Genomic DNA, 11,898 nt, shown 5'->3' with positions numbered 1-11,898 from the left:
ATCGAGGGGTACGTTCACACGCCCTCAACATCACAACATCAGATCGGGCGAAGGTTTTTGTCCTACCGCCCGCGCAACCACAATGCCACGCCCGCGCCCCCTTCCGGAGCGCGCGCTCCCCCTGAGCGCCCGCTGGCACTGGCGACACCCCCTCCTCGCTGTTCGCTCCGCTCACGATCCGTCCGGCTCATTACCCGGCAGCGCCTGCTCGAACCAGACCACCTTGCCGATCCCCTCGGCCCGGGCGCCCCAGTGCAGGGCCAGCCGGTGGACCAGCTCCAGGCCGCGCCCGCCCTCGTCTGCCTCGGCGGCGTGCCGCTCCTGGGGCGGGTCGGGCAGCGGATCGGAGATCTCGACCAGCAGCGTCTCGCCGAGCGTCAGCCGCACCCCGATGGGGGCGCTGGCGTACCGGACGGCGTTCGTCACCAGCTCGCTGACCAGCAGCTCGGCGATGTCGGTGAGCTCCTCGACGCCCCACTCGGCGAGCGTGGCACGGACCAGCCGGCGCGCCCGGGAGACGGCGGTGGGCTCGGCGGGCAGGGTCCAACCCGCCGTCGGGGTGCCGGCCTGGCCGTGGCCGAGCCGGGCCAGCAGCAGCGCGACGTCGTCCGGCTCCCGGCCCTGCTCCATGGTGTCCAGCACCGCCTCGCAGGCGGCCTGGATGGAGGCGTGCGGCTCCTGGAGCACCGTGATCAGCCGGCCGAGGCCGACGTCCAGGTCCTTGTCCCGGGACTCGACCAGGCCGTCGGTGCACAGCGCCAGCAGGCTGCCCTCGGGGATCTTCAGTTCGACCGATTCGAACGGAACTCCGCCCACCCCGAGCGGGGCGCCGGAGGGCAGGTCGAGGATGCGGCCGGCGCCGCCGCGCAGCGGGCCGCCGTTGCGGGTCGGCTCCGGGGCGGCCTCGCCGGGCACCACCAGCACCGGCGGGATGTGTCCGGCCTTGGCGACGGTGAGCCGGGCCGTCGTCGGGTCGAAGACCGCGTAGACGCAGGTGGCCAGCAGCGCCTCGTCCGGGCCCTGGGCGAGGTCGTCGGCCAGCTCGTGGACGTGCCGCAGCAGGACGTCCGGCGGCAGGTCGAGGGCGGCCAGCACCCGGACGGCGGTGCGCAGCCGTCCCATGGTGGCGGCGGCCCGCAGGCCGTGGCCCATCACGTCGCCGACCACCAGCGCGGTGCGGTCGCCGGGCAGCGGGATGACGTCGAACCAGTCGCCGCCGACCTCGGTGCCGCTGCTGCCGGGCACGTACCGGTAGGCGACCTCGACACCGGTGGGCTGCGGGACCTGCTGCGGGAGCAGGGTCCGCTGGAGGGTGAGCGCGGCGGTGCGTTCGCGGGCGTAGAGGCGGGCGTTGTCCAGCGAGCTGCCGGCCCGGTCGGCCAGCTCGACGGTGAAGGCCAGGTCGTCCCGGTCGAAGCCCTCGCGGTAGCCGGACCGGCTGACCAGCAGCAGGCCGATCACGATGCCCCGGGCGCGCAGCGGCACGACCAGCATCGAGTGCACGCCGAGGTCCCGGGCGGCCTGCATCTTCGGGTCGCCGGGGTAGGTCACCTCGTCCAGCTGGTCGGCGCCGGACAGCGGCTCGGGCACGCCGGTGCGCAGCACCCGGCCGCAGACGGAGTCCTCGGCGAAGGTGATCCGGGCGCCGCGGCGCAGCATCACGTCCACCTCGGGGCCGTCCTGGACGGAGGCGGTGCCGAGCTGGAGCAGCGAGGTGCGCCGGTCGTGGCCGTGCCGGGGCAGGTCGTCGCCGTGCGCGACGGCCTGGAGCAGGATCACCGCCGAGAGGTCGGCCAGCCGGGGGACGACCGAGCCGGCCAGCTCCTGGGCGATCCGGGAGGCGTCCAGCAGGTCGCCGACCCGGGAGCCGAACTCGTTGAGCAGCGAGAGCCGGCGCCGGGCGTGCTCGACCTTGGCGACCGCCCGGTAGCGCTCGGTCACGTCCATCACGGTGCCGGAGATGCCGAGCACCCGGCCGGAACGGTCGGTCATCCGGCTGTAGGAGATCGAGCGGTAGCCGGCCCGGGTGGTGACCGGGGAGGCCAGGGTGACGTCGATGACCGGCTCGCCGGTGGCCAGCACCTGGCGCTGGATGGCGGTGATCTCGTCGGCGGCCCGCTCCGGCAGGGTCTCGCCGGTGGTGCGGCCGACGTGGTCGTCCAGCGCGACGCCGTTCATCTCGGCGAGGGTCTGGTTGACGGCGGTGTAGCGCAGGTCGGTGTCCATGATGGCGATGCCCAGCGGGGACTGCTCGAACAGCGCGTCGCGCACCGCGAGGTCCCGCTCGACCGCCTGGACGGCGGCCGCCTCGGCCATGTTGACCTGGAGGAACGGGGTGCCGTCGCCGTCCACCAGGAGGGAGATCCGGGCGTCCACGGCGACCGGGGAGCCGTCCCGGTCGCGCAGCTCGGCGGGGCCGGCCCAGCGGCCGTGCCGCAGGGTGTCCTGGATCGCGCGCCGGATCCGGGCGACCTGCTCCCGGTCGGGGATCAGCTCGTCGATCCGGCGGCCGACCAGCAGCTCGTTCGGCCAGCCGAGCAGTTCCTCGGCGGCGGGGCTCCAGAGCACCACCCGGCCCGCGGTGTCCAGGATCGCGATGGCGACCCTGAGCATGTCCAGCAGGCTGCCCTCGGCGGGCGTGCCCGGGCCGCCGGGACCGCCCGTGCCGACCGGACCTCCCTGGGCGTCGGCGGGCCCGCCGGGGAACGGCCGGCCGGGACGGCCGCGCAGATCGGACCGGGCGCCGGGGCCGGCCACCGGGGTCGGCGCCGGCTGGTCGGGGCCCGCCGCGCCGGGGGCCCCGCCGGTGCCGCCGCGGCGACGGCCGGCCGGTGGCCGGGGAGCGGCCGGACGGGCGGCGCGGCGCAGTCGGGCGCGGGCGGCGGCGCTCCCCGCGGAGCCTGCCCGCCGCTCTCCCCCGGCGCCGTTCCCGGTAGTCGACACCGACGGGGCCTCCGGCTCTGGTCGGGATCGGCGTCGCCGGCTGGGGACGGCTCACCGATGGTGACGAATAGTGCCGAAAAGTGACATACCCAGCAGCCTCCAGGCTATCCCGGCCCCTGGGTCGTCTTGTCCGATTGACCTACCCGGCGGACGGCGCGTCGCCCCCGGTCGGGACGCCGCCCGCCCCCGCCGTCCCGCCCTCCGTGAGCAGCCGGGCGACGTGCGGCAGCACGTCACGGTCGTGGTCGATCCAGTCCACGGCGTCCAGTTCGTCCGGGCCCAGCCAGCGCAGCGCGTCGTGGTCCTCCAGCGCGCGCGGCTCGCCCGCCAGCAATTCGGCGGCCCAGAAGCGCAGCTCCAGGCCGGGGCGCACGGCCCACGCGCCCGGCAGCCGGGTCAGCGCGCGCGCCCGGACGCCGAGCTCCTCCAGCAGCTCGCGCTCCAGCGCCTGCGCCTCCGTCTCCCCGGGCTCGGCCTTCCCGCCGGGGAACTCCCACCGGCCGGCCACCGCCTCGGGCGCGCTGCGCCGGGCGGCGAGCACCCGGCCGCCGCGGACCAGCGCGCCGCCGACCACGATCCGGGGAGTGGCCGGAGCGGCCGGGGTCGCGCGGGGGTCGGGGGTCTCGGGGGTGTCCGTCGTGGCGTCCATGGGGCCGACCCTACGGGTTCAGGCGTTGCGGACCGTCCCGTCCGCCGCTTCCGGCCTGGCCTCCCCGTCCGCCTCGACCCAGTACATCTGCTTGTGGCCCCGGGCCTCGAACCCGGCGGCCAGCCGCCGGGCCTCGGCCCGGTCGAGGTCCTTGGCGACCAGGAAGCGGTTGCCGTTGTCGTCCTGCCGCATGACCCGGTAGGTGCCCATGGCGGGAGGGTACCCGGGGCCTCCCGCCGGGCGTCCCGCTCCGGGCCGGACCCGTTTCCACTCGCGTGGGGCGGGCCGGTCCCCGGCTCGCGTGGGGGTCGGGCCGGGGACGCGCCCACGACGGTACGGCCGGCGGGTTACCGGCAGGTACGGGCCCGGTCAACGGCCGGTAACCAGGGGCGCGGGCGGCTCAGACCCGCAGGTCGGGCGCCTGCTCACCGGTGGACAGGCCCAGCCCGCGGCGGATGTCCAGGATCGTCGGCGCCGTCCTGGCCTCCGTCGCCCTGGCCCGGCGGAGGTCGCCCGCCAGGTCGCTGCCGGAGGCCGCGGCGTCCCAGGCGGCGGCCGCCTGCGACTTGGCCTCGACCAGCTTGGCGATCTTCGGCTGGACGTCGGCCGGCCAGGGCACCGACGGCCCGCCCAGCACCGCCGCCTGGGTCCGCGAGGCCACGGCCATCCGGCGGGCCCACGCCCGGTGGTCGGACTCGGCCTCGGCCACGTCCGCGTCCGGCGGGTCCAGGTAGACGTCGTTGAAGCTCCGGGCGGCCTCCAGGTAGGCCAGCTGGGGCGCGGTCAGGCGGCTCCGGTCGGTGCGGACCGTTCCCCGGTGCCGGTCCTCGCGGTCCTCGTAGGCGCAGGTGACGTACCGTGAGCCGGACGCCCAGTTCCTCGCGGTCGGGTAGAGGTAGACGTCGTCCATGCCGTCCGGGACGGTCCACTGGTCGAGCGCGTAGCCGTTCAGCACCGCGCGGCACAGCCGGCCGGCCGACTCGCGGGCCGCGCCCTCGCCCGGGTAGAGGCCGTTGCCGCTCGGGAGTTCGGCGGTGCCCGCCACCTCGCCGTGGTGCGGCTCGGTGCAGGCCACCCGGTGCACCCAGTACACCGTCTCGTCGCCGGTCCCCTGCGTCGTCGCACCGCCCTGGGGGGAGTCGTAGCAGTCGCCGGCCTTGAGCTCGGACCAGTGCACCGAGCCGGCCGGCGCCTTCGGGGCCTGGCCGAAGCGGCCGGCCCGCGCCGAGCTGAAGTCGGCCGCGCCGAGCGCGAGGGCCAGCAGGACCGTGCCGATCGTGCCGAGCACCAGGCCGGTCACCGCCATGCCGGAGCCGCGCTCCTTGCGGCGGTTGATCTGCACCAGCGCGAGGATGCCGAACACCAGGGCCACCGGGGACACCAGGAGCAGGCCGGTGACCAGGGAGCCGACCGCGAAGCCGTTGGTGGGGGCGGGCCCGGGACCGGGGCCGGGGAGGAACCCGGGCCCGGGGACGGCCTGCCCCGGACCGGGGGCCTGGGCGTACGGGTGGCCGGGCGGGAAGCCCGACCCGGCGGGGGGAGTGACGGAGGCCCAGCCACCGGCGGGCAGCGGGTACGGCGGCTGGGGCGGGGCGGCCGACGGCGGGACGGCCTGCGGGGCCGGGGCGACGGACGGACCCGCGGGCGGGCCGGCGGAGAGGTCGGGCGCGGCCCAGGGGTCGACGGCGGCGGGCGGGGCCCAGGGGTCGGCGGCGGGCGGGGCGGGCTCCGACCCGGCCTGGTCCTGCTCGGCCGCGGCGGGCCGGGCCTGGTCCTGCTCGGGCTCGACCGGGCTCGCGGACCCCACGGACCCCGCGGACCCCGCGGTGACCTTGCGGAAGTCCACCCGGGGATCCTGACCGGCCGTCGGCGCCTGCGCCGGGTCCGGGTCCGGGTCCGGGTCCGTGCCTGTCCCCGTACCGGTGTCCGTCCCCGTGCCGGTGTCCGTGCCCGCCTCCGGGCGGGTGTCCGTGTCCGTGTCGGCCCCCGTGGCCGCGGGCGACTCCGGCCCCGGAACGGGCGGCTCGGACTCAGGCTTGGACACGTGGACTCCCCCAACCCACCGGAACGGGCATCGGCTCGGCACTCGGCACCATGGCTCGGACCCGAACGGGCCCGATCTGAACGGTCGCGCGACTTTACCCGATCTTTCCGAACGCCTGCCCGCCCTGCCCGGACCGCCCGGCCCGCCCTTCGTCGGTTCGGCCGCGTCGGCTCAGCCGCGGGCCAGGATCTCGCCGTGCAGCATCGAGAACCAGCCGTCCCCGGCGGCGCTCCACTCCCGCCAGCCGTCCGCGATCCGGCCCAGCTCGTCCTGGTCCGCGAAGCCCCGCTCGACCGCCGTCCGGCCCAGCGCGGTGCCCGTCACCCGGTCCGCCCACAGCCCGCCCCACCAGGCGCGCTGCTCGGGCGTCGCGTACGTCCAGGTGCCGGCGCTCGCGGTGACCTCGGTGAAGCCGGCCGCGCGGGCCCAGGACAGCAGCCGCCGGCCGGCGTCCGGCTCGCCGCCGTTGGCGCGGGCGGTCCGCCGGTACAGCTCCAGCCACCGGTCCAGCGCGGGTACCTCCGGGAACCAGGTCATCGAGGCGTAGTCGACGTCGCGGACCGCGACCACGCCGCCCGGCGCCGTCACCCGTCGCAGCTCGCGCAGCGCGGCCACCGGGTCGGCCACGTGCTGCAGCACCTGGTGGGCGTGCACCACGTCGAACTCGCCGTCCGGGTAGGGCAGTCGGTGCACGTCGGCGCAGGCGAGGGCGACGTTGGACAGGCCCCGGCCGGCGATGTGCCCGGCGGCCTGCTCCAGCACCTCGGCGGAGGCGTCCACCGCGACCACCCGCCCCCGCGGGCCGACCAGTTCGGCCAGGTCCGCGGTGATCGTGCCGGGCCCGCAGCCGACGTCCAACAGGGCCTGCCCGGGCCGCAGTTCGGGCAGCAGGTAGCCGGCCGAGTCGGCGGCGGTGCGGGAGCGGTGCGAGCGCAGCACGGCCTCCTGGTGGCCGTGGGTGTAGACGGCGGCGGGCTGCGGTCCGGTCATGAGATCCCCCTCGATGCGGTCGGCCGCGGGGCTCCGCGGCGCCCCCGACGCTACCCGCCGTTCCGCATGCCGAGAAGATCCGTCTCGAATGCCGGTCACGGCGGGCCCGGGCCGCACCCCGCCGCCGTACCGTGGAGGCGCCCCCGACAGAACGGTCCCCGCCCATGCCCGGCCCGCGCCCCTACGTCCTGCTGAGCGCCGCCGTCTCGCTCGACGGCCACCTCGACGACACCTCCCCCGACCGGCTGCTGCTCTCCAACGCCGCCGACTTCGACCGGGTCGACGAGGAGCGCGCCGCCGCCGACGCGATCCTGGTCGGCGGCAACACCCTGCGCGCCGACAACCCCCGGCTGCTGGTCAACGACCCCGCCCGCCGGGCCGCCCGACTGGCGGCCGGCCGGCCCGAGTACCCGCTGAAGGTGACGCTCAGCGCGAGCGGCGCGCTCGACGCCGGGCTGCGGTTCTGGCACACCGGCGGCGCCCGCCTCGCCTACACCACGGACGCCGGGGCGGCGGTGCTGCGCCCCCGGCTGGACGGGCTGGCCGAGGTGGTCGCACTGGGCGACGCGGTGGACCTCGGCGCGGTGCTGGACGACCTGGGCGCCCGCGGGATCCGCCGGCTGATGGTCGAGGGCGGCGGGGGCGTGCACACCCAGTTCCTGGCCCAGGGGCTGGCGGACGAACTCCAGCTGGCCGTCGCCCCGCTGCTGGTCGGCCAGGCCGAGGCGCCCCGGTTCGTCCGCCCCTCCGCGTTCCCGGGCGGGCCGGCCCGGCGGATGCGGCTGCTGGAGGCACGTACCGTGGGCGACGTCGTCCTGCTCAGGTACGCCCCGAAGGAGCCCGCGCCGTGACCCCGTCCGCGTCCACCGACCTCGACCACCTGCGCCGGGCCGTCGAGCTCTCCCGCCGCTGCCCGCCGTCCGGGACGGCCTTCTCGGTCGGCGCGGTGATCGTCGGCGCCGACGGCACGGTGCTGGCGGAGGGCTACAGCCGGGAGACCGACCCGCACGACCACGCGGAGGAGGCGGCGCTGGCCAAGCTTCCGGCGGGCGACCCGCGGCTGCGCGGGGCGACCGTCTACAGCTCGTTGGAGCCCTGCGGGCAGCGCGCCTCGCGGCCGATGCCGTGCGCCCGACTGCTCGTCGCGGCGGGCGTGCCGCGAGTGGTGGTCGCGTGGCGCGAGCCGGACCTGTTCGTCACCGACTGCCAGGGCACCGCGCTGCTGACGGCGGCCGGCATCGAGGTGGTGGAGCTGCCGGAGCTGGCCGCGGAGGCCCGCGCGGTCAACGCCCACCTGCTCGGGTGATCTTTTGTATCATTGAGAAACAAAGAGCTCGCATTCTCCGGCTCTGCTGTCGTCGCACCCCCCGAGGAGCCGCCCCATGCCCGCTACCCCCGTCCGGCTGACCGCCCGCGCCGTCCTCCTGGACATGGACGGCACCCTGGTCAACTCCGACGCCGTGGTCGAGCGCTGCTGGAGCCGCTGGGCCGAGCGGCACGGCCTGGACCCCGCCGAGGTGCTCGCCGTCGCGCACGGCCGCCAGGGCCACGCGACCATGGCCGCCCTGCTGCCCGAACGCCCGGTCGAAGTCAACCTGGCCGACAACGAGCGGATGCTCGACGAGGAACGCGCCGACACCGAGGGCGTCGTCCCGGTGCCCGGCGCCGCCGCCTTCCTCGCCTCGCTGACCGGCCTCCCGCACGCCCTGGTCACCTCCGCCGACCAGCCGCTCGCCCGGGTCCGGATGGCCGCCGCCGACCTGCCGCTGCCGCCCGTCGTGGTCACCGCCGAGTCCGTCGGCGCCAGCAAGCCCGACCCCGAGGGCTTCCTCAAGGGTGCCGCCGCCGTCGGCTTCGCCCCCGCCGACTGCCTCGCCTTCGAGGACTCCGGCGCCGGCATCGCCGCCGCCAAGGCCGCCGGCACCCGCGTCATCGGCATCGGCCCGCGCGCCCTCCCCCACCACCCGGACGCCCACGCCGACACGCTCGCCACCGTCACCGTCACCGCCGCCCCCGACGGCCTGCTCACCGTCACCATCGGCTGACCCGGACCGCCGGACCCCCGGGGCCCGCACAGCACCGGGCCGGCACCGGAAAACGGACGGGGCCCGCCTCGGAGGAGGCGGGCCCCGTCGGACCCGCACAGGCGGCGGATCCGGTCGGCCCAGGGAGCGGGTCGATCAGACGTTGAAGCGGAACTCCACCACGTCGCCGTCCTGCATGACGTACTCCTTGCCCTCGATGCGGGCCTTGCCCTTGGAGCGGGCCTCGGCGATGGAGCCGGTCTCGACCAGGTCGGCGAAGGAGATCACCTCGGCCTTGATGAAGCCCTTCTGGAAGTCGGTGTGGATGACTCCGGCGGCCTCGGGGGCGGTGGCGCCCTTCTTGATGGTCCAGGCGCGGGTTTCCTTGGGGCCGGCCGTCAGGTAGGTCTGCAGGCCGAGGGTGTCGAAGCCGACCCGGGCGAGGGTGGCGAGGCCGGGCTCCTCCTGGCCCATGGACTGGAGGAGCTCCAGGGCCTCGGCGTCGTCCAGCTCGATCAGCTCGGACTCGATCTTGGCGTTCAGGAAGATCGCCTCGGCCGGGGCGACCAGCTCGCGCTGGGCGTCCTTGAAGTCCTCGTCGGCCAGCTCGTCCTCGTCCACGTTGAAGACGTAGAGGAAGGGCTTGGCGGTCAGCAGGTGGAGCTCACGGATCGGGGCGGTGTCGAAGCCGGCCTCGAAGAGGGTCTTGCCGGTCTCCAGGATCGCCTGCGCGGCCTCGGCGGCGGCCAGCACGGGGGCGGTGTCCTTCTTGAGGCGCGCCTCCTTCTGGAGCCGCGGCAGGACCTTCTCGATGGTCTGGAGGTCGGCCAGGATCAGCTCGGTGTGGATGGTCTCGATGTCGTCCTTGGGCGACACCTTGCCGTCCACGTGCACCACGTCCGGGTCGGTGAAGGCGCGCACGACCTGGCAGATCGCGTCGGACTCGCGGATGTTGGCGAGGAACTTGTTGCCCAGGCCCTCGCCCTCGCTGGCGCCGCGCACGATGCCGGCGATGTCGACGAAGTCGACGGTGGCCGGGAGGATGCGCTGGGAGCCGAAGATCTCGGCGAGCTTGGCCAGCCGCTCGTCCGGGACGCCCACCACGCCGACGTTCGGCTCGATGGTGGCGAACGGGTAGTTGGCCGCCAGCACGTCGTTCTTGGTCAGGGCGTTGAACAGGGTCGACTTGCCGACGTTCGGCAGGCCGACGATTCCGATCGTGAGCGACATGAAGCGCAGTCCCGTGGGCTTGGAGGAGTTGGGTCGGCACCGTACGGGCCGACCCCCAAGTCTACGGGCAGCCCCCGCCCCGCCTCACAGCTCGTCGTCCCACCGGACGCGGACGGGCCGTTCGAAGGTGAGATCCGTCATGCCGTCGCCGGCGGGGAGACCCGTGCGCGGATCCGGTGACCGTGGTGCGCCGAGCCGACGGGGCAGGTCAGCCGACCTGAGTGACGATCACATCACTGCTCCGTCCGGAGACACGGGCCGGGCCCTGAACGGTCCATTACACAGTGTGGCGATGATCGGACCGTACGTTGGACGGGTGGAGCAGAGCATCCGTACCCAGCCGCCAGGGCCCAGACGCCGTCCCCCGACCCGCGCGACCGCCCCCGCCGTCCCCGGCCCAGGCCGGGCTCCCGAGACCGCCGCAGCCCCCTCCGGGCCCGCCCCCGCCTCCCGGCCGCGCCCGGCGCCCGGACCGTCCGCCGCCGCCCGCCCGGCCGGCCCCCGGCTGCGCCTGCGCCTGCCGCTGCGCGGGCGCGGGCGCGGCGACGAGCAGCTGTACGGGCGGCGGCGCACCGGCCGGCCGGCCCGGCTGACGGCCATCGGCACCGGGGTGGTCGCCGTCCTGGCGGTGCTCGCGGTGGCGGGCCTGGACCGGCTGCTCTTCGACGACCTGGGCTGGCTGTTCGGCCTCGGCTACCTGGCGGTCTGCTTCCAGCTGGCCGTCCGGGTGCGCTACGCCGATCTGCTGGCCGCGCCGATCAGCGGGCCGATCGCCTTCGCGCTCGCGCTGCTGCTGCTCGAACCGGTGAGCTCCCCCGGCGTCACCGCCCAGGTGGTCTCGCTGGCGACCGGGCTGGCGCTGCGGGCCGGCTGGCTGTTCTCCGGCACCGGGCTGGCCACGCTGATCGTGCTCGCCCGGTTCGTCGCCCAGCGCCGGATCCACCGCGCCCGCTGAGCCCCGCCCCGCCGGTCGCGGCCGGCGGCCCGCCCGTCAGCCCTCCGCCCGGGCCGCCGCCATGGCGGCTCCGACGATGCCCGCGTCGTTGCGCAGCTCCGCCGGCACCACCCGTGCCTCGCGGTCCTTCAGCAGCGGCAGGAACTTCTCGTGCTTGCGGCTCACCCCGCCGCCGATCACGATCAGCCGCGGCGAGAACAGTCCCTCCACCAGGTCCAGGTACTCGTCGACCCGCCCGGCCCACTGCTCCCAGTTCAGCCCGTGCCGCTCCTTGGCCGCCGAGGAGGCCCGGCGCTCGGCGTCCTTGCCGCGCAGCTCCAGGTGGCCCAGCTCGGTGTTGGGCACCAGCGTGCCGTCCACGAACAGGGCGCTGCCGATGCCGGTGCCGAAGGTGAGCACCAGGACGACGCCCGGCTCGGCCCGTCCGGCGCCGTGGGTCAGCTCGGCCAGCCCGGCCGCGTCCGCGTCGTTCAGGACGGTCGCGGGCATGCCCAGCGCCTCGCGGAAGAGGCCCGCCGCGTCCAGGCCGATCCAGCCCTTGTCGACATTGGCCGCCGTCCTGGTGCGGCCGTCGACGACCACGCCGGGGAAGGTCAGCCCGACCGGGCCCTGGTGGCCGAAGTGGCGGACCACCTCGCAGACGGCGTCGACCACGGCCCCGGGGGCGGACGGCTGCGGGGTGAGCACCTTGTGGCGCTCCTCGGCGAGCACGCCCCGGGCGAGGTCGACGGGCGCGCCCTTGATCCCCGAGCCGCCGATGTCCACGCCGAATACCGCCGTCATCACGTCACCCTCCGCCGTCGGCCGCGGACCGGGCCGGTTCGCGGCCGGTGAATTGTCCACAGCCTGTGCACAAAACTACGAGAGTGCGCCGGGGCCCGCACAGCAGGAAGCCGCACCGCAGCAAGCCGGGCGGCACGGGGCCGCACGGCGGAAGGGGCCGGCCCCCCGGGGGGGGGGCGGGCCCTGCCGGGGGGGGGCGAGCGTTGCCCCCCCCCCCGGGCCCCCGGGGCGGCGCCCCCCCCGGGGGCGCCCCGAAACCCCGGGGTCCCCCGCGGGGGTG

Annotated in this window: 9 protein-coding genes and 1 pseudogene; 3 read left to right on the top strand and 7 right to left on the bottom strand. The window is 76.1% G+C overall.

The features are described from left to right. Nucleotides 1–171: 171 nt before the first annotated feature. The 5 genes from ACFVHV_RS08790 to ACFVHV_RS08770 all read right to left on the bottom strand — a co-directional run bounded on the left by ACFVHV_RS08790 (nt 172) and on the right by ACFVHV_RS08770 (nt 6,626). Entirely contained in the window at nt 172–2,943 is a 2,772-nt protein-coding gene (locus ACFVHV_RS08790; protein ID WP_380350082.1) for a SpoIIE family protein phosphatase, read from the bottom strand. Between the two features lie 139 nt (nt 2,944–3,082). Beyond that, a complete protein-coding gene (locus ACFVHV_RS08785; RefSeq protein WP_380350079.1) occupies nt 3,083–3,592 on the bottom strand; it encodes an NUDIX domain-containing protein in 510 nt (169 codons plus the stop codon). An 18-nt stretch (nt 3,593–3,610) separates the two neighbouring features. Further along, complete coding sequence (locus tag ACFVHV_RS08780) at nt 3,611–3,802, bottom strand: SPOR domain-containing protein (RefSeq protein ID WP_359899547.1); 192 nt, start codon at nt 3,800–3,802, stop codon at nt 3,611–3,613. A gap of 190 nt (nt 3,803–3,992) precedes the next feature. Then, nucleotides 3,993–5,636 carry a DUF4190 domain-containing protein gene (locus ACFVHV_RS08775; RefSeq protein WP_380350076.1) on the bottom strand — a complete coding sequence of 548 codons (1,644 nt, stop codon included), beginning with the start codon at nt 5,634–5,636 and terminating at the stop codon, nt 3,993–3,995. A 171-nt stretch (nt 5,637–5,807) separates the two neighbouring features. Continuing rightward, complete coding sequence (locus ACFVHV_RS08770) at nt 5,808–6,626, bottom strand: methyltransferase domain-containing protein (protein ID WP_380350073.1); 819 nt, start codon at nt 6,624–6,626, stop codon at nt 5,808–5,810. A 164-nt stretch (nt 6,627–6,790) separates the two neighbouring features. Between ACFVHV_RS08770 and ACFVHV_RS08765 the strand changes: the two are divergent. Next, a pseudogene (locus ACFVHV_RS08765) lies at nt 6,791–7,932 on the top strand (dihydrofolate reductase family protein). Between the two features lie 76 nt (nt 7,933–8,008). Beyond that, nucleotides 8,009–8,671 (top strand): HAD-IA family hydrolase, encoded by a 663-nt coding sequence (locus ACFVHV_RS08760; protein ID WP_380350070.1) that lies wholly within the window; start codon nt 8,009–8,011, stop codon nt 8,669–8,671. A 135-nt stretch (nt 8,672–8,806) separates the two neighbouring features. On the opposite strand, the gene ychF is transcribed toward ACFVHV_RS08760, so the two are convergent. Beyond that, nucleotides 8,807–9,880 (bottom strand): redox-regulated ATPase YchF, encoded by a 1,074-nt coding sequence (gene ychF, locus ACFVHV_RS08755; protein ID WP_359899539.1) that lies wholly within the window; start codon nt 9,878–9,880, stop codon nt 8,807–8,809. A 292-nt stretch (nt 9,881–10,172) separates the two neighbouring features. Here ychF and ACFVHV_RS08750 point away from each other — a divergent pair, with 292 nt between their 5' ends. Continuing rightward, complete coding sequence (locus ACFVHV_RS08750) at nt 10,173–10,835, top strand: DUF6542 domain-containing protein (RefSeq protein WP_380350067.1); 663 nt, start codon at nt 10,173–10,175, stop codon at nt 10,833–10,835. 36 nt (nt 10,836–10,871) lie between these two features. Here the strand turns inward: ACFVHV_RS08750 and ppgK are convergent, their stop codons facing one another. Further along, nucleotides 10,872–11,618 (bottom strand): polyphosphate--glucose phosphotransferase, encoded by a 747-nt coding sequence (ppgK, locus tag ACFVHV_RS08745; RefSeq protein WP_359899535.1) that lies wholly within the window; start codon nt 11,616–11,618, stop codon nt 10,872–10,874. Nucleotides 11,619–11,898: the final 280 nt, after the last annotated feature.

Origin of the sequence: Kitasatospora sp. NPDC127116 (genome assembly GCF_042677365.1) — a bacterium.
GTDB lineage: Bacteria > Actinomycetota > Actinomycetes > Streptomycetales > Streptomycetaceae > Kitasatospora > Kitasatospora lactacystinica.
This window is presented reverse-complemented; position numbering and strand designations above follow the sequence as displayed.